This is a genomic window from Candidatus Eisenbacteria bacterium (genome assembly GCA_035577985.1).
Lineage (GTDB): Bacteria > Desulfobacterota > Binatia > DP-6 > DP-6 > DATJZY01.
In genome coordinates this window covers 1-20,242 of record DATJZY010000010.1, presented here as the reverse complement: position 1 = coordinate 20,242, position 20,242 = coordinate 1, and the positions used below count along the sequence as shown (strand labels likewise).

18 protein-coding genes are annotated in these 20,242 nt (G+C 71.5%); 7 read left to right on the top strand and 11 right to left on the bottom strand.

Annotated features, from left to right (window positions below):
* Nucleotides 1-12: 12 nt before the first annotated feature.
* The 3 genes from VMS22_00985 to VMS22_00975 are packed head-to-tail and all read left to right on the top strand — an operon-like array spanning nt 13 to nt 3,951.
* Nucleotides 13-1,818 carry an FAD-binding protein gene (locus VMS22_00985; protein ID HXJ32587.1) on the top strand — a complete coding sequence of 602 codons (1,806 nt, stop codon included), beginning with the start codon at nt 13-15 and terminating at the stop codon, nt 1,816-1,818.
* The gene (gene thiO, locus VMS22_00980; protein HXJ32586.1) at nt 1,815-2,927 is read left to right on the top strand and encodes a glycine oxidase ThiO; all 1,113 of its coding nucleotides are present in this window, start codon (nt 1,815-1,817) and stop codon (nt 2,925-2,927) included. The genes VMS22_00985 and thiO overlap by 4 nt, the downstream gene beginning before the upstream one ends.
* Before the next feature lie 58 nt (nt 2,928-2,985).
* Nucleotides 2,986-3,951, top strand: coding sequence for a hypothetical protein (locus tag VMS22_00975; GenBank protein HXJ32585.1), 966 nt, complete (start codon nt 2,986-2,988; stop codon nt 3,949-3,951).
* A 2-nt stretch (nt 3,952-3,953) separates the two neighbouring features.
* On the opposite strand, the gene VMS22_00970 is transcribed toward VMS22_00975, so the two are convergent.
* Nucleotides 3,954-4,133: a hypothetical protein gene (locus tag VMS22_00970; GenBank protein HXJ32584.1), complete on the bottom strand. Its 180-nt coding sequence runs from the start codon at nt 4,131-4,133 to the stop codon at nt 3,954-3,956.
* 81 nt (nt 4,134-4,214) lie between these two features.
* On the opposite strand from VMS22_00970, the gene VMS22_00965 reads away from it, so the two are divergent.
* On the top strand, nt 4,215-5,519 hold the full coding sequence (locus tag VMS22_00965; GenBank protein ID HXJ32583.1) for an ABC1 kinase family protein: 1,305 nt from the start codon (nt 4,215-4,217) through the stop codon (nt 5,517-5,519).
* Here VMS22_00965 and VMS22_00960 read toward each other — a convergent pair.
* The 3 genes from VMS22_00960 to VMS22_00950 are packed head-to-tail and all read right to left on the bottom strand — an operon-like array spanning nt 5,472 to nt 6,642.
* On the bottom strand, nt 5,472-6,101 hold the full coding sequence (locus tag VMS22_00960) for a riboflavin synthase (protein ID HXJ32582.1): 630 nt from the start codon (nt 6,099-6,101) through the stop codon (nt 5,472-5,474). The two genes, VMS22_00965 and VMS22_00960, sit on opposite strands and share 48 nt — an antisense overlap.
* Before the next feature lie 15 nt (nt 6,102-6,116).
* The gene (locus VMS22_00955) at nt 6,117-6,434 is read right to left on the bottom strand and encodes a zf-TFIIB domain-containing protein (protein ID HXJ32581.1); all 318 of its coding nucleotides are present in this window, start codon (nt 6,432-6,434) and stop codon (nt 6,117-6,119) included.
* Nucleotides 6,424-6,642 (bottom strand): PGPGW domain-containing protein, encoded by a 219-nt coding sequence (locus tag VMS22_00950; GenBank protein HXJ32580.1) that lies wholly within the window; start codon nt 6,640-6,642, stop codon nt 6,424-6,426. Before VMS22_00950 ends, VMS22_00955 begins: the two co-directional genes overlap by 11 nt.
* A gap of 119 nt (nt 6,643-6,761) precedes the next feature.
* On the opposite strand from VMS22_00950, the gene VMS22_00945 reads away from it, so the two are divergent.
* Complete coding sequence (locus tag VMS22_00945) at nt 6,762-7,340, top strand: TetR/AcrR family transcriptional regulator (protein ID HXJ32579.1); 579 nt, start codon at nt 6,762-6,764, stop codon at nt 7,338-7,340.
* A gap of 154 nt (nt 7,341-7,494) precedes the next feature.
* A complete protein-coding gene (locus VMS22_00940) occupies nt 7,495-9,306 on the top strand; it encodes a DUF1302 family protein (protein ID HXJ32578.1) in 1,812 nt (603 codons plus the stop codon).
* Between the two features lie 10 nt (nt 9,307-9,316).
* On the opposite strand, the gene VMS22_00935 is transcribed toward VMS22_00940, so the two are convergent.
* From VMS22_00935 to VMS22_00920, 4 genes are all read right to left on the bottom strand, one after another.
* Nucleotides 9,317-10,036, bottom strand: coding sequence for a hypothetical protein (locus tag VMS22_00935; protein ID HXJ32577.1), 720 nt, complete (start codon nt 10,034-10,036; stop codon nt 9,317-9,319).
* A 19-nt stretch (nt 10,037-10,055) separates the two neighbouring features.
* Complete coding sequence (locus VMS22_00930) at nt 10,056-11,873, bottom strand: matrixin family metalloprotease (GenBank protein HXJ32576.1); 1,818 nt, start codon at nt 11,871-11,873, stop codon at nt 10,056-10,058.
* 146 nt (nt 11,874-12,019) lie between these two features.
* Nucleotides 12,020-13,399 carry an MmgE/PrpD family protein gene (locus VMS22_00925; GenBank protein HXJ32575.1) on the bottom strand — a complete coding sequence of 460 codons (1,380 nt, stop codon included), beginning with the start codon at nt 13,397-13,399 and terminating at the stop codon, nt 12,020-12,022.
* Nucleotides 13,396-14,859: an FGGY family carbohydrate kinase gene (locus VMS22_00920; protein HXJ32574.1), complete on the bottom strand. Its 1,464-nt coding sequence runs from the start codon at nt 14,857-14,859 to the stop codon at nt 13,396-13,398. Before VMS22_00920 ends, VMS22_00925 begins: the two co-directional genes overlap by 4 nt.
* Before the next feature lie 90 nt (nt 14,860-14,949).
* Between VMS22_00920 and VMS22_00915 the strand changes: the two genes are divergently transcribed.
* Nucleotides 14,950-16,083 (top strand): 3-deoxy-7-phosphoheptulonate synthase, encoded by a 1,134-nt coding sequence (locus tag VMS22_00915; GenBank protein HXJ32573.1) that lies wholly within the window; start codon nt 14,950-14,952, stop codon nt 16,081-16,083.
* A gap of 501 nt (nt 16,084-16,584) precedes the next feature.
* Here VMS22_00915 and VMS22_00910 read toward each other — a convergent pair.
* From VMS22_00910 to VMS22_00900, 3 genes are read right to left on the bottom strand one after another with little or no spacing between them, the layout of a single operon-like run.
* Nucleotides 16,585-17,982 carry an FAD-binding oxidoreductase gene (locus tag VMS22_00910; GenBank protein ID HXJ32572.1) on the bottom strand — a complete coding sequence of 466 codons (1,398 nt, stop codon included), beginning with the start codon at nt 17,980-17,982 and terminating at the stop codon, nt 16,585-16,587.
* Complete coding sequence (locus tag VMS22_00905) at nt 17,979-19,559, bottom strand: glycerol-3-phosphate dehydrogenase/oxidase (GenBank protein ID HXJ32571.1); 1,581 nt, start codon at nt 19,557-19,559, stop codon at nt 17,979-17,981. The genes VMS22_00910 and VMS22_00905 overlap by 4 nt, the downstream gene beginning before the upstream one ends.
* Nucleotides 19,560-19,572: 13 nt before the next feature.
* A complete protein-coding gene (locus VMS22_00900; GenBank protein ID HXJ32570.1) occupies nt 19,573-20,208 on the bottom strand; it encodes a hypothetical protein in 636 nt (211 codons plus the stop codon).
* Between the last annotated feature and the right edge of the window lie 34 nt (nt 20,209-20,242).

Here is a 20,242-nt window from a genome sequence, read left to right as displayed (position 1 = left end):
AACCGGAGCCCCATGCGCATCGTCGTCTGCGTGAAGCACGTCCCCGTCCTGTCCGCGCTCCGCTTCGATCCCGAAACGCGGCGGCTCGTCCGTGAGGGCGTGCCCGGCGAGGTGAGCGGGTTCGACCAGCGCGCCCTCGGTGCGGCCACGGCGCTGCGCGAGCGACACGGCGGCGAGGTGGTCGCGCTCACCATGGGGCCACCGGTCGCGCGCGAGAGCCTCGTCGTCTGCCTCGCGCTCGGGGCCGATCGCGCCGTGCACGTGATGGATCCCGCGCTCGCCGGGTCGGACACGCTCGCGACGGCGCGCGCGCTGGCGGCGGCGTTGCGGCGCGAGGCGCCCGACCTCGTGCTCGTCGGGCGGGCGAGCACCGACGCGGAGACGGGGCAGGTCGGGCCGGAGGTCGCCGAGCTGCTCGATCTCCCGCAGGCGACGGCCGTCCGCAAGATCACGCTCGACGCGACGGCGCGGACGTTCGACGCCGAACGCGAGACCGACGACGGCTACGAAACGGTGCGCGTGCCGCTGCCGGCGCTCGTGACCGCGGCGGAGGACATCGCCCCGGAGCGATTCCCGAACAAGGCGGAGCGGCAGGCGGCGGCCGAGAAGCCGATCGCCGTCGTCACGCTCGCCGACCTCGGCGTCGACGCGGCGCTGGTCGGCACCGCCGGCTCGCCGACCTGGGTCGCCGGCGTCGAGCAGGTCGACGTCGCGCGACGCGGCGAGCTGGTCGCGGGCGACACCCCGCAGGCGCAGGTGGACGCGCTCGCCGAGCGCCTGCGCGCGCTGGGTGCGCTCGCGACCGCGCACGACGATCGTCCGATCCTGCCCGCGGCGACCGCCCGCACGGGGCCCGCCCTCTGGGTGGTCGTCGAGCCGGCGGGCCGCGGCCTTCGCGGGGTGACCCTGGAGCTGCTCGGCAAGGCGGCCGAGCTGGCGGTCCGTCTGGGCGGTCCCGTCGAGGCGATCGTGATCGGTGGCGGCGGCGAGCATGCGGACGCGCTCGCCGCCGCCGGCGCCGATCGCATCCTCGTCGCCGAGGGATCGTCGCTCGTCCCGTATACGACCGAGGCGCACGCGGCGGTGCTCGCCGACGCGATCCGTGCCCGCAAACCGCGCCTGGTCCTGCTCGGGTCGACCGCGCGCGGGCGCGATCTGGCGCCGCGGGTGGCCGGCAGACTCGGGCTCGGCCTCACGGGTGACGCGATCGACCTCCAGGTCGACGCCGAGGACCGGGTACGGCAGATGAAACCCGCCTTCGGCGGGACGATCGTGGCGCCGATCCTCTCGAAGACGGCGCCCGAGATGGCGACGGTGCGCCCTGGGATGCTCCACCCCGCCCGTCCGGACCCCGCACGGAAGCCCGTGGTCGAGCGCCTCGCGGTGCCGGAGATCGCCGGCCGGGTGCGGGTGGTCCGCGAGGCGGCGGGCTCCGACGACACCGCGGCCGCGCTCGACACGGCGTCCCTCGTCCTCGGCGTCGGGCGCGGCGTGGGTGGTCCCGACGGCGTCGAGGCCGTGATCGCGCTCGCCGAGCGGCTGGAGGCCGCCGTCGCCGCGACGCGCGAGGTCACCGATGCCGGATGGCTCCCGCGCCAGCACCAGGTGGGCCTCACGGGGCGTGCGATCGCTCCGAGGCTCTACGTGGGCTTCGGCTTGAGCGGCGCCATGGAGCACATGGTCGGCCTGCGGCGCGCCGGAACCATCGTCGCCATCAACAAGAGCCCGAAGGCGCCCGTGCTGAAGGTCGCCGACCTCGGCCTGGTGGCCGACGTGCATGCGGTGCTGCCGCTGATCGAGAGCGCGCTGCGCCCGTGACGGTCCCGCGCACGCCCGACGTCCTCGTCGTCGGTGGTGGGGTCATCGGCTGCGCCATCGCGCGGGAGCTCGCCGGAGCGGGTCGCTCGGTCGTGGTCGTCGATCGCGGCCCCATCGGCGGGCAGGCGTCCTCGGCCGCGGCCGGCGCCCTCGGGGTGGCGAGCGGGAGCGACGAGGGCGAGCGGCTCGAGCTCCGGCGGGCGAGCTTCGGGGCCTTCCCCGATCTGGTCGCGTCGTTGCACGAGGAGACGGGGCTCGACGTCGGATTCGAGACGCGCGGCGTGCTGGCGTTCGCGTTCGACGAGCGCGATACCGCCCGCCTCGCCGATCGCGTGACTCGCCGTCGCACGCAGGGGCTGCGAGCGCAATGGCTGGACGCCGCCGAGGTTCGAGCGCTCGAACCTCGAGCGAACGACGCCGCCGTGGGGGCGGCCCTCTTCCCGGACGACGCCCAGCTCGAAGCGGCCGCCTTCACGCAAGCGCTCGCGGCGTCGGCCCGGCGCCGCGGCGCGAGCATCGTCCCCGGGGTCCCGGTGCTCGCGTACGAGCGCGGCGGCGATCGGATCGAACGGGTTCGGGTGGGCGGCGAGTGGATCCATCCACGCGAGGTGATCGTCGCCGCCGGGCCCTGGACACCGGCCGCGAGCGGCGTCGACCCCGGGGTCGCCGTCGTGCCGGTCCGGGGCCAGATGCTCGCGCTACGTCCGGAGCGTCCGGTCTGCGGCCACGTCCTCACCGCCGGCGACGCGTTTCTCATTCCGCGGCGCGACGGCGAGGTGTGGGTCGGCGCGACGTTCGAGGACGCCGGCTTCATGTGCGCCGTCACCGGCGACGGCGTGCGGCAGCTCCTGGGGCACCTGGCCCGCCTCACGCCCGAGGCGCTCCGCGCGCCCATCGTGCGCGCCTGGGCTGGCCTTCGCCCCTCGGTTCCCGGCGGCGGGCCCGTCATCGGTCGCGCGCGGGACGCCGGGAACGTGCTCGTCGCGACCGGACACCATCGAAACGGCATCCTGCTGGCGCCCGTGACCGCACGGACCGTCGCGGCCCTGGTGGACGGCACGCCGCCACCGCAGGCCGCGCGCCCCTTCGTGCCGGCCGGCAGGGCCTGAAGCCCACGAGATCGCCGTGGACCGGTAGGCCGCCGCCGGGTAGGTTTCCGGCCCGGCAATGCCGATTCGGAAGACTCTCGTCGGCGTGGTCTTGGCGGCGACCCTGGCCCTTGCGGCGTCCGCGGGCGCCGCATCGGGGCGCGCCGTCGGTGTCACCACCCTCACGTTCACTAAGACCTCGGTGACGACCGGCCTGCCGCGCGTGCTCACGACCGTCGTGTGGTACCCGGCGGTCCCGAAGACGGGGATCGCGGAGGCGTTCGGCCAGCGCGACGCGACCGTTCGCCGCGGGCGCTTCCCGCTCGTCGTCTTCTCGCACGGCACCTGCGGCAGGCCGACCGAGGCGTCCTATTTCACCAAGGCGCTGGCGAGCCAGGGCTACGTCGTCGCCGCGCCGCCGCATCCCGGCAACACGATCGACGACGGTCTCACCTGCGCCACGAACGAGGTCTTCCTCGATTCGGCCGCCAACCGTGTGCCGGACGTGCGCTTCACGCTCGACTCGATGCTCGCCGCCAACGACGACAGCTCGTCGCCCTTCTTCCGGCGCCTGCGCCCCGACGAGGTCGCGATGAGCGGGCTGTCGTTCGGCGGCTTCACGACGCTCCTCGCCGTCCAGGAGGAGCCGCGCTTCGTGACGGCGCTCGCGCTGGTGCCCGGGGGCACCGCGTTCCTCATGCCGGGCGACATCGGCATCCCGATGATGGTGATCGGCTCCGAGCGCGACACGGTGGTCGGGTTCGCCGAATCCCAGCGCGCGTACGATCGCCTGGCGGGGCCGCGGTTCCTGGTGGAGCTGCTGGCCGCCAATCACCTGAGCGTCGTCGACGACTGCTACAACGCCACCTTCGGCCTCGACCTCTGCATCCCGGGCGACATCTCGCAGGACGCCGCCCACCGTCTGGTCCTGCGCTACGCGTTGCCGTTCTTCCGCCGCTACCTCGCGGGCCGGCACGTCGCCCCCCGCGAGCTCACCAAGCAGGTCGAGGGCGTGGTCCTCACGGCCGAGCCGCGACGGAAGTAGTCTCAGCTCTCGGCGGGGCCGGCCTCGTCGACGCGGCGGACCTGCTGCTCGAGCACCGTCATCTGCAGGCCCTTGGCCGTCTGGATCACGAGCAGCGGGCCCTTGCGATCGATCACGGTGAAGATGCCCGGCACCTGCAGATTCACGACGCGGTCGCCCAGCTGGATCCCGTCTCGTGCCATTCGGGACGCGGAGATTGCCGTTCGCCCACCTGGATTGCAAACCGATTGCGTCTTGGCCGCCGGCCGGTGAGTATCGACGCGATGATCACCGGACAGGCCGAGCGCTTCGTCGCGCAGGCGTGGCTCGTGGCGCGCATCTACGCGGGCTACAAGCGCATCCAGCTCGCGCGCCGGCTCGGCGTCGGGGGCGGCGATCCGTCGCTCACCCGCCAGCATCGCCGCAGCGCCGAAGCCACGTATCGCATGGCGACGCGGCTCGAGGGCCTCCCGATCAAGGTGTGCCAGTTCCTCGGCTCGCGCGCCGACGTGCTCCCCGACGAGTACGTCGAGGTGCTCTCGCTGCTCCAGGACCGCGTGCCGCCGCGCCCGATGGACGTGATGCGCCCGGTCCTAGAGCAGGGGCTCGGGAAATCCATCGCCGGCGTCTTCACGGAGTTCGACGAGCGGCCCATCGCGTCGGCATCCCTCGCGCAGGTGCACCGCGCGCGGCTGCGCGACGGCCGCGACGTCGCGGTGAAGATCCAGTACCCCGAGATCGCGCGCCTGGTCGCGACCGACATCCGGAACTTCACCTTCCTGGTCGGCGTGCTGGCGCGCCTGGAGCCCAACTTCGACTTCCGCGTGCTGGTCGACGAGGTGACCAAGCTCGTGCCCCTCGAGCTGGATTTCGTCAACGAGGCGACCAACGCCGAGCGCATGGCCGTCTGTCTGCAGGACCGTGCCGACGTCTTCGTACCGCCCGTCGTCCGCGAGTGGAGCTCGGGCCGTGTGCTCGTGTCGGAGTTCGCGCCGGGCGTGCGGTGCACCGATCTCGCCGGCATGGCCCGCATCGGCGTCGATCCGAAGGATGTCGCACGCCGCCTCTCGGAGATCTTCACCGAGATGATCCTCGTGCACGGCTTCTTCCACGGGGATCCCCATCCCGGCAACATCCTGATCCAGCCAGGTCCCCGCATCGTGCTGCTCGACTTCGGGCTCGCGAAGGCCCTGCCCGCCGACTTCCGCAGCGCGATGGCGCGCCTGACGCTCGCCATCATGGGAGGCAATCCGAGCGACGTCGCCGCCGGGTTCCGGGCGCTCGGCTTCCGGACGAAGAAGGACTCGGACGAGAGCCTCGCGATGCTGGGCGAGGCGTTCATCGGCTTCGCCCTCCGCACCGGCCGGGCCTACGCGGACGCCGACATGATGGCCAAGTTCAACGACGAGCTGCCGCGCGCCATGCGCAGCAATCCGCTCGTCCAGGTACCGGGCGACATCCTGCTCGTGAGCCGCGTGATGGGCCTGCTCTCCGGCATCGGGAAGCAGCTCGGCTCCGAGGTCGACCCGGCGGCGCTGCTCCTACCCTACCTTGCGGGCGCGGCGCCGGGCGCCACCGGAGCCGCGTGAGCGCAGCATCGCGGCGATCTGCTTCAAGAGGATGTCCGCTTCCAGGTTCACGGCGTCGCCCGGCCGCCGGGTTCCGAGCGTGGTGTTGCGAAGCGTGTGGGGGATGAGAGCCACGGTGAAGCTCGTTCCGCGGCAGGCGAAGAGCGTCAGGCTGACCCCGTCGACGGCGACCGAGCCCTTCTCGACGAGGTAGGGCGCCAGGTCCTTCGGGGCCCGGAAGCGATAGAGCATCCAGTCGCGATCGGGCGTGATCGATTCGATCCTGCCGACGCCGTCGACGTGGCCCAGGACGACGTGCCCGCCCAACCGATCCCCGAGCCGGAGCGCCCGCTCGAGGTTGACCCGCGACCCGGTCCGCACGCGACCCAGGGTCGTTCGCCGGAGGGTCTCGGGCGAGACCTCGACCGTGAAGCGCCGGCCCCGGAACGACGTCACCGTGAGACAGGCGCCGTCGATCGCGATGCTCTCTCCGAGCGCCAGCCGCGGCAGGGGCACCGCCGCCTCGAGCGTCACCCGCGTGCCGCCACCCTTGGGCTCGACGCGCAGGACGCGCGCGGTCGCCTCGATGATGCCGGTGAACACGCGGCGGCAGCCTCCTCAGGCCTTCTTGCCGAGAAGCAACCGAGCGACCCAGTGGTTGCTCCCCTCGCGCTTCGTGATGTCCTCGATCTCCTTGCGATCGAGCCACACCCCGTGCTCGCTCGGGCAGGTCTCGACGGCGACGTCCGCGCGCTGGACGACGCTCATCTTCTCGCCGCATCGCGGGCAGCGGGCAAAGCCCTCCGCGGCGGCCTTGGCGTGCCGTTCGCGGAGCTTTTCGAGCTGCTTCTTCGAGAGCTCGGAGAAGTAGCGGTCCTCCTCCGCCTTCTCCCGCTGGTGCAGCTGGTCTCCTAGGCGGTCCTTCTCATCCGGCATGACGTCTCCTGGACAGGCGTTCGTACTCCGCATGCGCCCAGTTGCGCAGGCGCCGCGCCCACTCGAACTCGTGGCTCAGCACCGACAGGGCCACCACGACCAGCAGCAGCCCCGGACCCGGTACCAGCGGGAGGGAGAGGATGCAGCCGACGATCAGCAGGACGAGCCCCACCACGACGCGGCCGGCGCGGACGGTGTGCTTGAGCATCCGGAGCAGAGAAGTGTCCCATGCACGCTCCGAGGGGTCAATGCAGCGAAATTGCTGGCATCCGTGGGGATGTTGACAGCACGGGTCCGGCTCGGTCACGAAGGACGACGGACGCTGCGATGGACGCTCGCGAAAAGATCATCGAGACCGCCATGCGGCTCTTCTCGACCCAGGGCTACAGCAACACCTCGCTCTCGCAGGTCGCGAAGGAGGCGACCGTCTCGAAAGCCCTCATCTTCTGGCACTTCGAGAACAAGGAGAGCCTCTTCCGCACCGCCGTCCAGCGCACGTTCGAGCCCTACATCATCAACGTCGTCGACGACCTCGAAGGGCTCACCGAGGTCGACCAGATCAAGCGGCTGATCGACGAGTACTACGAGTTCGTCTCGAAGAACATCTACTCGGTGAAGTTCTTCCTCGGCCTCGTGCTGCGGGAGGAGAAGCACCCCGACGACCTCGTGGCACACATGACCGAGCTGCAGCGGATGTACCGCAACCTGCTCGCCGACGTCATCGACAGCGGCCGGCAGAAGGGGGTCCTGCGGCCGAACGTGAAGCCCGAGCTCGACGCGGGCCTCATCATCAGCGCGCTGCACGGGCTCCTGGTCCAGGGCTTCCTCGGCCGGGCGGCGCCGGAGCGTTTTCCCGCCGAACTCGACCACTTGAAGGCGACGCTGGTCGACACGCTGCGCCGTTGACACAGCGCATCGGCCTTGACTTCCGCTGGGGAATCTCCGATAGGCGCGCCCAATGCGGAATCGGGCTGGCTGGCTGGGGGTGTTGGCCGTTCTGGTGTGCGCACCGTCTTCCTGGGGGCTTTATCTAGATAGTGCGCGACGTTTCGATGTCCGTTTGCGAGGATACGCACAGCTCGGCATCCTGACCCAATCGTCGGACACGAAGGGCTGTCCGACCCAGGCCGATCTCGCGCGCGTGAACGCGCTGACCGGCGCCGCCAAGCAGCAGGCCTACGCCCAGCTCTACACGACGTGCCCGCCCAATTACGACGCCGGCGACCTCGGACAGGAGCGCAACTTCTACAACCCCGAGTTCGACGCCAACCTCACGGACTTCATGGGCTGGGCGGGCGCCGACGACTTCAAGTTCCGCTTCGCGTGGTGGGGCTTCTACGACGGCCTGTACGACTATCTGAACGGACCCTGGGACGAGCACCGGCGCCAGTACCTGGCGCGCTTCTCGCAAACCGACGATCCCGCGCTGCAATCGAAGTTCTTCAAGGACGAGAACAAGAATCCGCGGAAGATCTACGCGAGCCGCAACCGCATCAACGAGCTCTACCTCGACTACACCCACGGTCCGCTCTTCGTCCGCGTCGGCCGGCAGGCGATCTCATGGGGCGAGTCCGACACGATCGCGCTCCTCGACATCTCGAACCCGTTCGACCTGACGCTCGGTGCGCCAGGGCTGTTCCAAGACGTGGACGAGGCGCGCATCCCCCTCTGGACGCTGCGCTCGACCATCAAGCTCCTCGACAACTGGAAGGACATCTCGAGCCTCTTCCTCGACATGTACATGGTCCCGGGCCCGATCGACACGACCGTCCCGATCAACCCGATCACGGCCGGCATCAGCCCGTTCAACCCCGACCAGTCCGACCCGCAGTTGAACATCATCGCACAAGGCCAGTCTTCCACGCTGCAGACGGTCATCGTCGACAAGCTCCCGAAGAACGACTGGTCGAACACCCGCTGGGGCGCACGCCTCGCCGGTGTCTTCATGCGCGACTATACGGTGCAGGGCTGGTTCTTCCGCACCTTCAACCAGGCGCCGGCGCCGTTGATCCTGAACCAGTCGGGCATCGGTCTCACGACCAAAGATCCGCCGCAGACGACGCAAGTCGACAACCGCGGTTTCCGCACCCCCATCTGCAGGAACGGCCTCACGCCCGCCGGGCGCCGGTGCGGCAACAAGGCACCCGTCGTCAACCTCCTCGACCGGCGCCTCGAGAACGTCGTCGGCATCTCCGCGACGTGGTTCAGCCAGCCGGTGAACGGCATCTTGAAGACCGAGATCGAGTACTTCAACAACGAGGCATCGTTCATCCCGACGCAGAACCTGAATCCGCGCGTGCAGATTCCCCCCGCGCTGCGCCGAGCGATCGGCGACAACAAGAGCTACTCGAACTCCGTCGCGATGGCCAACTACCTCCGGTGGGTCCTCGGCTACGATCGGAACTTCTTCTTCCGTCCGCTCAACCCGTCGAACAGCTTCATCCTGGTCGCGTCGTACAACAGCCAGTTCAACCTGAGCGAGAAGGGCGGGAAGGACTTCCGCTACCCGAACACCAAACCCGGGCACCCCAACACGCGCATCATCCCGCACAAGGGGTGGAACTGCTCCATTCCCACGCTGTGCGTCGGGATCGACCCCCACGACTACGAGGATGCGTACCAGTACGAAGGGTTCCTGCAGGCGACGGTCCGCACGGACTACATGCACGGCAAGCTCGAGCCTAGCCTCACCTTCATCGCGGACATCAGCGGCATGTTCGCCGTGAACCCGTCGCTCAGCTACCGCCTGACCGACAACGTGCTGCTCGGCGCGAACTACATCGCCATCCAGACGACGGGGCGCAAAGCGGGCATCGGCACGTTCAGCGCTCACGACATGCTCCAGCTGCGGATGACGCTGCAGCTCAACTAAGCCTGCGTCGCTAGTCCGCTGCGCGACGGACCTGGAAGTACAGCGACAGCCCGAAGTAGTACGCCGGGTAGAGGAGCGACCAGGTGAGCACGCCGCGCGGTGCCGAGTCGAAGTTGGCGAGCGCCCAGAGGATCGCCGCGCCCCACACGAGGCCCAGGCCGATGGTCGGCGCGCGCAGCTCCGTCATGCGTGACGGATAGAGATAACGCAGCGGCACGAACACGAGGACGGCGAGCGTCGTGACGACGGCGGCGTTCAACGCCGGCGGCCACCCGAGCACGTAGAGGTAGAACGCGACCACGTTCCAGTACGACGGGAACCCCGTGAAGAAGTGGTCGGCGGTCTTGGCGGCGACCTGGCTGAAGCCGTAGCCGCTCGCGAGCAGCACGAGCGACGCGACGGGAACCGCGACCGCGCCCGGCAGGAGCCCCATGTGGACGATGAAGAACGCGGGGACCGCCACGTACGTGAAGTAGTCGACGATGTCGTCGAGGCGGCTCCCGTCGACGAACGGCAGCACCTCCTTCACGCGGACGGCGCGGGCGAGCGTCCCGTCGATCGCGTCGATCGCGACCGTGTAGGACATCCAGAGGAAGGCCGTGCGCGCGTCGCCGTGCAGCGTCGCGAGGATGGCCAGCAGTCCCGCCGGCGCGCTCGACGCCGTGAGCAGGTGCACGCCCCACGCCGCCGCGCGCCGCCCCGCAGAGAACCCGTCGCGGGGCCCGCTCATGGCGGCCTCTTCTAGCGTCTCACCCGCGGCAGGTGAAGCGGCGACGCCCGCGCGGCGGGCACGAGAGCGAGGTCGTGAACGTCTGGGCGCCCACCTGCAGGCTCGCGCTCACGACCGGCATGGCGTCCGAGCCGAGCGCGACGTTGCGGGCGACGACCCGCACCGAGTATGCACCGTGCCGCCCGCGTCGCAGGACGATCCGCGCCGACGTGCTCCGGTACAGGAGCCGCCCCCGCAACCTGCCGCCGACGCGACGGAGCGTGCTCGCCGGGTTGGCCGTGTCGACGAGGACGCCGCCACCGCTCGTGAGCACGACCCGCGCCGTCTCGACGTCGACGCCGTCCGGCAGCCCGATCGCGCCGCGCCACACGAGCGCACCGCGCCCCGTGCCGTCCAGGACGCGCGCCTCGCTGTCCTGGATCGGCTGGCAATTCTGCTGGCCGCCGGTCATCGGCACGAGCGGACATGGATCGCAGAGATCCCCTTCGCCGTCGCCGTCGGTGTCGGTCTGTGCGGTGTTCGCGAGCCCCATGGCCGGGTCGTCGCCGGGACAGTTGTCCTTGTCGTCGGCGATGCCGTCGCCGTCCGCGTCCTCGGAGCCCACGGGGTTCGAGGGGTCTGGATACAGGAACCGCAGGGCGGCGACGTCGTCGGGCCGCACGCCTGCGCCGCGGCCGTCGAAGTGCGCGCGGTAGTACATGGTGGCGTCCTTCAGGGCCGGGGACGGCTCGTCGTCGCGCTCCGAGGAATGCCCGAGCCCGATCGTGTGACCGATCTCGTGCGTCGCGACCTCGGCGAGGTTCGTCTGAGTCCAGAAGCCGCACGGTCCGAACCCGGCGTTGAACGTGATGTTGCCCTCGGCGATCCGCCGGAAGCGCACGCCGTTCACGATGTCCGTCTCGGTCGTCCCACGCCCCTTCGTGCAGTAGCCCCCGAGGGCGAGCACGCCGCTGCAATTCTGCGGCTTCGGCATCTCGTCGAAGGGGTCGCCGAAGAGGATCTGCGAGGCGCCGTCGCACAGGAGCGGCGCCAGCTGCGCGGAGCCGCCGCGCTGGAGCACGATGCTCGCGCCCGAGACGTTCGTCCACGCGGCGAAGGCCGCGTCCAGCGCCGCGAACGACGCTTCCTGCCCGAGCGCCGGATCGCCCGCCGCGTCGACGCCGTAGACGACCGGCTCCCCGAGGTCGGCTTCGTGCCAGCGCGCGCTCGGGTTGTCCATGAACGTGTACCGCTCGACCGTGGGGGAGAGACGTTCGAGCCCTGGTGCCGTCACCTCGGCGGGGATCCGCACGAGCGGCGCCCCGGCGCTCCCGCCAGACGCGATCGCCTTCGCGATGGTGCGCATGAGCCGGCGCAGCTTCAGACGCCGGACCGGGCTGCCGCCGATGACCGGTTCCGCGACCGAGCGTTCGGCGACGTCGTCGCCGCCCGCGCCGGGCGCAAGATGGAACTGCCCGAGCCCCAGCGCGGTCGTCCGCGCCGTGCCGTCGTGCCCGGCCGACAGGAACAGGAGATCGCGCTCGCCGACAGTGAAGACGGGCGATCCGGGGATCACGAGCCCGCGCTCGGCGAGCTCGCCGCCGGGCTGCTTCAGCACGATCTCGCCGTCGATGGCGCCCTTGGGGCTCGACTCGACGTGGACCGTGACCAGCGTGTCGATCGCGCCGTCGCGCCCCCCGACGGTCTCGACGTGCGTGATCCTGCCGACCACGATCGCATCGGCGGCGCGGGCGAGCGTGCGCTCGCTCATGGCGACGAAGGTGGTCGCGTGGCCCGCCGGGGCGGCGATGCCCAGAGCGACGAACGCGACGACGGCCAGCCCGATCCCTCTCCCCACGTCTTCCTCCGTTCCCATGTGCGCGATGCGCGCCTGGCCATGAGCAACGCAGGTGCCAGGCGCACAGTGGAGGAAAACGCGGTCAGCACGGTCTCATGTGCCGGATCGCCGCGTCGAAAAGCCGGCGACCCGCCGAATGTCGGCAACTAAATGCCGGGGCGCGTGAGGGCGAGCAGCGCACGGACGTCGCTCGCGCCGGCGATGCGCGTCGCCGCAGCGGCGAGCGCATCGATCCGATCCGGCGCGAGCGCGCGGCGGGCGAGACCGGCAAATTTTGCCCGTTGCTCCGGGGGCGACGGGAAGCGCTCGGGATCGCCCGTCGGATGCGTGATCCGCGCCTCGTGCCGCCCGCCGTCGTCGAGCGTGATCCGCACCCAGCAGGGCCAGACGCGCGGGAACATCGCGTCGAGCGCAGCGTCGCGTACGGGCTCGACGCGGTCCATGAGCCGACGAACGAGCGGGTCGTCCCAGTTGCGCGGTACGAACTCCGCCGGCGACGCCGCACCGCGTACGAGCGCGACGGCCAGGCTGAAGGGCAGGCTGAACTGCGCGTCCACGACCGAGCCGGGCCGGCGCTTCGCATCGAGCGGCTCGCAGACGATCGCGAAGCCAGCGTTCACGATCCCGACCTCGATGCGCGCGACGCGCTCGGGTGTGATCGCGTGCTCACCGCGCAGCGCGAGCACGGCGTCGATGGGACCCTGCGCGTAGCGGCAGCAGGCGTGCGGCTTCACGCCCGTGTGCATGAGCTCGTAGTCGTCGAACCGGTCGAGCGTCGCTCGCGACGCGCCCTCGCCGTACGCGTGCAGGAAGCCGAAGCGGCCGTCGACGATCGTCGCCGGGCCGCGAAACCCCGCGCGCGCGAGCGCGGCGGCGTGGAGCCCGGCGCACGCCGCCCAGCCCGGGTGCAGGCGCTTCGTCCATGCGCCGTCGGCGAGGAACTCCATCGAGCCCGCGGCCTGGCTTCCGGCGATGCCGAACGCGGACGTGAGCGCGTCCGCGTCGAGGCCGATAACGACTCCGGCGGCGGCCGCCGCCCCGAACGCGCCGCAGGTCCCCGTGGGATGGAAGCCGCGCCGGTAGTGCGCGGCCGGATCGAGCGCGATGGCGAGCCGCGCCGCCACCTCGTAGCCCGCGACGGCGGCCCGCAGCAGCGTCTCGCCCGAGGCGGGAGCGATCTCGGCCGCCGCGAGCGCCGCCGAGAATACGCTGGCTCCCAGATGGATCGAGCCGCCGAGGTGCGTGTCGTCCATCTCGAGGGCGTGGGCCGCGGCGCCGTTCGCGATCGCGGCGTGCGGCGGCGCCATCCGCTCGTTCGTGCCGATGATCGTCGCGTCGCCGGCGGTCGCGAGCGCCGCGAGGCCGCGCCGGAGGACCACCGTCGACTCCTCCCCCGCGCCGCCGAGCGCGACGCCGAGGTAATCGAGGAGGAGCTCGGCGGCCCGGGTCGCGACGGCCTCCGGCAGGCGCCCGGTCCGGATCCGGTCGACGCGCGCTGCGATCGCGTGGGCGGCGGCCTCGCTCACGACGGCTCCCGCGCCGCCGGCAGGTGCGTCTTCCAGGTCGCGAAGCGCTCCTCGCGTTCGTCCTCCGAGAGACGCGGCTCGAAGATCCGGTCGCGATGCCACGTGCTCGCGAGCTCGTCGGTCGTCGCCCACACGCCCGTCGCGAGCCCCGCCAGATACGTCGCGCCGAGCGCCGCCGCTTCGAACATCGCCGGTCGCTCGACGGGAATGCCGAGCGCGTCGGCCTGCGCCTGGAGCAGGACGTCGTTGCGCGCCATGCCGCCGTCGACCCGCAGGACGTCGGGCGGCGGATGGGGGCAGTCCCTGCGGAGCGCGTCGTACACCTCGCGACACCGCCACGCCACGCCCTCGATCACGGCCCGCACGACGTGCGCCCGCGTCGCGGCGCGCGTGAGACCACCGATCACCGCGCGCGCCGTCGGCTCGAGATATGGCGTCCCGAGCCCCTGGAACGCCGGGATCGCCCACACGCCGCCGCTGTCGGGAACCGACGCTGCGAGCGCGCCGCTCTCGGCGGGCGTCGCGATGATGCCGAGGCCGTCGCGCAACCACGTGATCGCCGCCCCCGCCGTGATCGCCGTCCCTTCGAGACAGAACTCGAGCACCCCGCCGCGTTGCCACAGCGCCAGCGGATAGGTGCCGTTGCCGCCCCAGAGGATGTCGGTGCCGGCGTTCAGGTCCAGCATCGCGGCCGTGCCGTACGAGATCTTCACCTCGCCGGGCGCGAGCCGGAGCTGGCCCATCATCGCCGACTGCTGATCGCCGACGAGCGACGCGACCGGGACCGCGGCGAGCCCGTCGGTCGCGACGCGCCCGACGACGCCGCTCGTGTCGACGAGCGTCGCGATGGCGCTGCGGGGAATCCGGAGGGCCGAGAGGATCGCATCGTCCCAGTCGCGCGTGACGAGATTGTAGAAGCCGCTCGGCACGCCGTTGGACGGGTCGGTTGCGAACACGCCGCCGGCCGAAAGACGGAAGGCGAGCCACGTGTCGAGCGTGCCGCAGGCGATGCGTCCCGACGCGACGCCGGCGCGGTCCGCGTCGACGCGGTCGAGCATCCACTCGATCTTCGAGGCGGCCATGAGCGGGCTCACGAACACGCCCTGGCTCATCAGCTCCGTGCACCGCGCCTCGGCCCGCGAGTCCGACCAGGAGATCGCCGGGTGCAGCGCGCGCCCCGTGGCGCGCTCCCACACGACACCCGTGCCGCGCTGGGTGGTGATGCCGAGCCCGTGCACGCGTGACGCGTCGACCTCCGAGAGCGTGCCGCCCAGGACCGCCACCACCGCGCGCCAGAGCGCTTCGGTGTCGTGCTCGACGAGACCCGGTGCGGGATGATGTGGCAGCGTCTCCTGATAGCGTTCCGCCACGAGCCGGCCCGCATCGTCCACAGCGATCGCGCGGACGCCGGTGGTTCCGGCGTCGAGCGCGAGGACGAGCGGCGCGGATCCTCTCGACATCGGCGTCGTCTTCTATGGCATCCCGCGCAGCTTCGTAAACTCGCCGGCTTCGCCCTTGACCCGCGGGGCAAGGCGCGGTTGTGTGGGCCCATGCTCGTGAAGATGCGCCGCGACGCGACGCCCGACGAGGTGAAGACCGTCGAGCGCAAGCTCCACGACCTCGGCTTCAAGACGGGCCGGCTCGAGGGAACCGAGCTCACGCTGGTCGGCGTCTACGGAGACATCTCCAAGCTCCCGGCCGGCGAGATCGCCGAGCTCCCCGGCGTCGAGCAGCTGATCCCGATCTCGCGCGCCTACAAGCGCGTCGCGCAGAAGGGCACGCCCGAGAAGCCGATCTTCCGCACGGTCGCGATCGGCAACGTCGCCTGCGGCGGTGACCGGCTCGCGTTCATCTCGGGACCCTGCTCGGTCGAGAGCGAGCGCCAGATCATGGACGCGGCCCGCATGGTGAAGGAGGCGGGCTGCGACGCGCTCCGCGGCGGCGTCGTGAAGTACCGCTCGAGCCCGTACAGCGGCTGGGAGGGCCTCGGCGCGTCGGACGCCGAGTCGCTCCGCAAGGGGCTCGACCTCATCGTGAAGGCGGGCCGGGAGTTCGGCCTGCCGACCGTCGTCGAGATCCTCGATCAGGGGGACGTCCCGCTCTACGAGGATGCCGGCGTCGACTGCCTGCAGATCGGCGAGCCAAACAGCAAGAACCAGGCGTTGCTCAACCGCCTGCGTACGACGAAGCTCCCCGTGATCCACAAGCGCGGCAACTCGCTCGACACCGAAGCGTACCTCCTCTGGGTCGAGCGCATGATGACCGGCGGCAAGGAGAACGTGATCCTGTGCGAGCGCGGGATCACGAGCGCCAACCGCTACACGCGCAACACGCTCGACGTCGGCTCCGTCGCCGCCTTCCGGTACCAGCTCTCGGCGCTCCCGATCGCGGTCGACGCCTCGCACGGCACCGGCATCCGCGACCTCGTCCACCCGGCGACGCTCGCCGGCATCATGGCCGGCGCGTCCGTCGTGCTCGTCGAAGCGCACCCGAATCCGCTGATCGCGAAGTCCGACGGGCATCAGGGGCTCTTCCGCGAGCAGCTCGTGGCGCTCGTCAAGGCCGCGCATGCGACGTGGAAGCTCCGTCGGGAGCTGGACGGTGCGTACATCGCGTCGTCGGCGCTCGAGCACGGCTACAAGGATCGGATGATCGAGGACCGGAAGCGGTTCTTCGGGAAGTGAGTGGCGGTGCGCGCGGCGGGCGTGGGGGCGTCCTCGTCGCTCGCGGTCCTCGGGCCACGTGCGCCTCGTAGGCCGCCGCATCACAGCCGCCAACCGGGGCGCGCGCAGGGCCCTGCGGGCTCGCTCTGAGGACGCCCCCACGCCCGCCGCGGCATGGTGCACTACGCACCGAACGAGCGCTTCGGTCTTCGCTCGCGATCTCGCTGGCGCTCGATCGCATCGAGCGCGGCACGCGCGTCGGCGCGCGACGTCGCCTCACGTGTAGCTGGATGGATGGGATCGCTTCCGCGGCGATTCAGCTCGAGTCGGGTGGCTGAGGCGGCGGGGGGTCGTTGCGGGAGCGCAGCGAGCCGCGGCGGGGGCGGGTTGCGCTCGGAGCGAGCCCGCAGGGCCCTGCGCGCGTAGCGGTTGGCGGCTGTGATGCCGCGACCTACGAGGCGCGCGTGGCCCGAGGACCGCGAGCGAAGAGGACGACCCGCCCCCGCCGCGCGCACCCAAACGCTACCGCAGCAGCGTCCCCGGATTCATCAGCCCCGCAGGATCGAGCGCCCGCTTGAGCGCCTGCAGGACGGGATACGCCGTCTTCAGCTCGCGCTCGAGCCACGGCACGCGCAGCCGTCCGATCCCGTGGTGGTGGGCGATCGTGCCGCCGGCGGCGATCGTCGTCTCCATCACGCATCCCCACGCCGCGAGGTAGAGCCGCTCGGCGTCCGCGTAGTCGTCGGGCTTGATCGCGAAGGTGATGTAGAGGTTCGTGCCCTGGCCGTAGCTGTGCGAGCTGTGCGCGCTGCCGGCGATGAGGCCGGGCACCTTTCCGAGCGACGCCACCACCCGGTCGTAGAGGGCGCTCACGCGATCCCACGTGGCGGCCACCTCGATGGTGTCGACGACGAGGCCGTTCTGGAGGAAGAAGTCCCAGGACGGCACGTTGTTGCGGTTGCCGAGCCAGTGCGTCACCGGTTCGGCGCCGACCGACGTCGCGCGCATCGCCTCGGCGACGTCGGTGCAGGCGCGGAGCTCGGCGCTCGCGAGCGCCGCCGGTCCCTCGCAGACGACGAGCAGCATGCAGCGATCCGCGGGCGCACCATGTGCGCTGAAGTGCCGGGCGCTCTCGAGCTGATCGTAGAGCCGCACGACCGCCGGCCGCCAGCCCGGACGGACGATGCGCCGGATGGCTTCGAGGCCGTCGGCCATGGTCGGGAAGGCGAAGCTCGCCACCTCGCGGCGCTCGGGGAGCGGGAAGACCTTCAGCGTCGCCTCGGTGACGATGCCGAAGGCACCTTCGGACCCGAGGAAGAGCTCGCGCAGCTGTGGGCCCGTGGCCGAGCGCGGGAACGTGTCGAGGCGCACCACGCTGCCGCTCGGCAGCACCGCTTCCATGCCGAGCAGGAGGTCCTCGATGTTGCCGTACTTGGTGGAGAACTGCCCGGCCGAGCGCGTGGCGACGAGGCCGCCCACCGTCGCGCGCGCGATCGACTGCGGGTAGTGCCCCGTGGTGTAGCCGCGGGCCGTGATGGTGGCTTCGTAGACGTCGCCCATCATGCCCGCCTGCACGCGCGCGGTCAGCGCCGTCTCGTTGAGGTCGAGGAGCGCATTCATGGCGCGGAGGTCGATGACGAGCGCGCCGTCGGGTGGCACCGCCCCGCCGAGCACGCCCGAGCCGCCGCCGTACGGGACGATCGCGACGCCGTGGTGCTGCGCCGTCCGCACGGCGGTCGCGACCTCTTCGGTGCTGCGCGGCGTGACCACGCACGCGGGACCGCGGCCGGCGCGTCCCTGGAACTCGCGAAGGTGGGCGAGGAACCAGTAGTCGACGCGATGGGCGGCCAGCGCCTCCTTGGCCTCGGAGACCCGATCCGCGCCGAGCGCCTTCGCGAGCACCTCACCGATCTTCGTCATGCAAAGCTCCTCAGGCCGGCGGCGAGGCTGCGGTAGCGATCGATCTCCTGCGCGGTCCGCGCGTCGTCCCAGCCGAGGCGACGTGCCATGATCGCGGCGGTCGCTGCAACACCGCCGAGCCCCTGCCCGGCGTCGAACAGGAGCGCGCGCGTCCGGCGCTCGAGGACGTCTTCGAGCGTCAGGGCCATCTCCTCGTCGATCGCGTGCTCGATCTCGACGCGGAGGATGCCGGGGAGACCATCGACGCACGCTCCGCTCGCGTCGCGCGCGAGCAGGCGCGCACAATGCCCGCCGTAGAGGCGACGCAGCCGGCTCTGCTCGTGGGGAGCGAGCCCACCCGGCAGCGCGGGCGCCGGCGCCTCGCCGCCCGGAAGCGGGACGTCGCTCGTCGTGCAGGGGGCGAGGCGGCGCCCGAGCCGCTCGCCGACGAGATCCACGATGCGCTCGGCCATGCGGCGATAGGCCGTGAGCTTTCCGCCCGCGATCGACACGAGCCCGGTCGCGGCGTCGACCATGGTCTCGTCCTTGCGCGAGATCTCCGACGGCGACTTGCCCTCTTCCGCGAGCAGCGGGCGAAGACCCGACCACGTGCCGGTGACGTCCGCCGTCGCGATCGCGACGCCCCGGAAGGTGCGGTTCGTCGCCTCGAGCAGGTAGTCGGCGTCGGCGCGCGTCACCTCCGGGACGAGCACCGCGTCGGGATAGAACGTGTCGGTCGTTCCGATGTACGTCATGCCGTCGCGCGGGACGACGAAGATCGAGCGCTTGTCCGACGCGGTCATGATCACGCTGTGGGTGACCGGCAGGCGCGCGTGGGGCACGACCAGATGGATGCCCTTGGTGAGCTGCAGCCGCCGCCCGCCGCTCGCCCCCGCCCGCCGCCGGAGCTCGTCGACCCACGGGCCGGCCGCGTTCACGACCACGCGGGCGCGCACCCTGTACGTCTCGCCGGTCAGCGTATCGCGCACCGTCGCCCGGCCGGCTTCGAGGCTCACCACCTCGGCGTGGTTCGCGACCAGAGCGCCGGAAGCGTGCGCACCCTGCACGTTCGCCAGGACGAGGCGTGCGTCGTCGGTGAGGTACTCGGTGAACGTGCCGGCGCCGTAGAGGCCCTGGGCGGACAGAAGCGGCTCCTCTTTCAGCGCTTCGGCGCGATCCCACATCTGGTGGCGATCGCCGGCGTCGACCGGCGCCACGCGTTCGAACATGAAGAGGCCCGTCCGCAGCTTCAGGTGCGACGCCATCCGGTAGGTCGGCATCACCATGAGGAGCGGCTCGGCCAGGTGCGGCGCGATGCGACGCAACACCGCGCGCTCGGTCGCCGCCTCGCGCACGAGGGCGATGTCGCCCTGCTGCAGGTAGCGGATGCCGCCGTGGATCAGCTTCGAGCTGCGGCTGCTCGTCCCGGCGGCGAAGTCGACGGCCTCGACGAGGCCGGTGCGCACCCCGCGAAGCGCGGCGTCGCGAGCGATGCCGGCGCCCGTGATGCCTCCGCCGATGACGAGCAGGTCGAGCTCGCTCGCCCCGAGGTCGCGCAGGGCCGCGGCGCGCGACGCGGGCGAGAGCGACGGGGCCACGCCGCCCTCGCGGTCAGCGCTTCACGCCGAGCTCGGCGAGCATCGCCTGCGCCTCGGCTACCTTGTCCGCGCGTCCGAGCTCTTTGGCGACCTCGAGCGCACGGGTCGCGTACTGGAGCGCTTCGTCCCGCTGGCCGCGGTAGCTGCACACGCGCGCGAGGCCCAGGCGGGCCGTCACCGTCTCGGGGTCCAGCACGAGCACGCGGCGCAGCATCTGCTCGCCGCGCTCGACGTCGCCACCGAGCAGGCGCGGCAGGCGCACGAGGAACGTGCCCTTGGCCGCGAGCGCGCGCGAATCGTCGGGCCGCAGCTCGAGCGTGCGGTCGAGCTCGGCGAGCAGACCGCGCAGCGCGAGGACGTCCGTGATGCTCTCGCCATCGAGCCGCATCGTCTCGCCGCGATTGCAGAAGACGGCGAAGTGGGCATCGGCGCAGGTGTCGTCGAGCGCGACGGCGTGCAGGGCGAGCTTCTCGCCGCGCGCGAAGGACGCCGCGCGCTCGTCACGATCGGGGAGCAGGCGACCCTTCTCGCATTCGGAGATGGCCTGCGTCGCCAGGTCGGCCGCGGTGGGCTCGGCGAAACACGGCCGACCGAGCAGGAGCAGGCACACACCCAGCAGAGTGGCGCGCACGAGCAGGCGCTGGCGCATGTGAGGGCGGAATCATGCAAGACCGTCGCCGGGG

Coding starts and splice junctions, on each gene's coding strand:
- VMS22_00965 (HXJ32583.1), top strand. CDS start 4,215: ATGATCACCGGACAGGCCGAGCGCTTCGTCGCGCAGGCGTGGCTCGTG.
- VMS22_00945 (HXJ32579.1), top strand. CDS start 6,762: ATGGACGCTCGCGAAAAGATCATCGAGACCGCCATGCGGCTCTTCTCG.
- VMS22_00935 (HXJ32577.1), bottom strand. CDS start 10,036: ATGAGCGGGCCCCGCGACGGGTTCTCTGCGGGGCGGCGCGCGGCGGCG.
- VMS22_00920 (HXJ32574.1), bottom strand. CDS start 14,859: ATGTCGAGAGGATCCGCGCCGCTCGTCCTCGCGCTCGACGCCGGAACC.
- VMS22_00900 (HXJ32570.1), bottom strand. CDS start 20,208: ATGCGCCAGCGCCTGCTCGTGCGCGCCACTCTGCTGGGTGTGTGCCTG.
- VMS22_00970 (HXJ32584.1), bottom strand. CDS start 4,133: ATGGCACGAGACGGGATCCAGCTGGGCGACCGCGTCGTGAATCTGCAG.
- VMS22_00910 (HXJ32572.1), bottom strand. CDS start 17,982: ATGACGAAGATCGGTGAGGTGCTCGCGAAGGCGCTCGGCGCGGATCGG.
- VMS22_00975 (HXJ32585.1), top strand. CDS start 2,986: ATGCCGATTCGGAAGACTCTCGTCGGCGTGGTCTTGGCGGCGACCCTG.
- VMS22_00955 (HXJ32581.1), bottom strand. CDS start 6,434: ATGCCGGATGAGAAGGACCGCCTAGGAGACCAGCTGCACCAGCGGGAG.
- VMS22_00985 (HXJ32587.1), top strand. CDS start 13: ATGCGCATCGTCGTCTGCGTGAAGCACGTCCCCGTCCTGTCCGCGCTC.
- VMS22_00950 (HXJ32580.1), bottom strand. CDS start 6,642: ATGCTCAAGCACACCGTCCGCGCCGGCCGCGTCGTGGTGGGGCTCGTC.
- VMS22_00915 (HXJ32573.1), top strand. CDS start 14,950: ATGCTCGTGAAGATGCGCCGCGACGCGACGCCCGACGAGGTGAAGACC.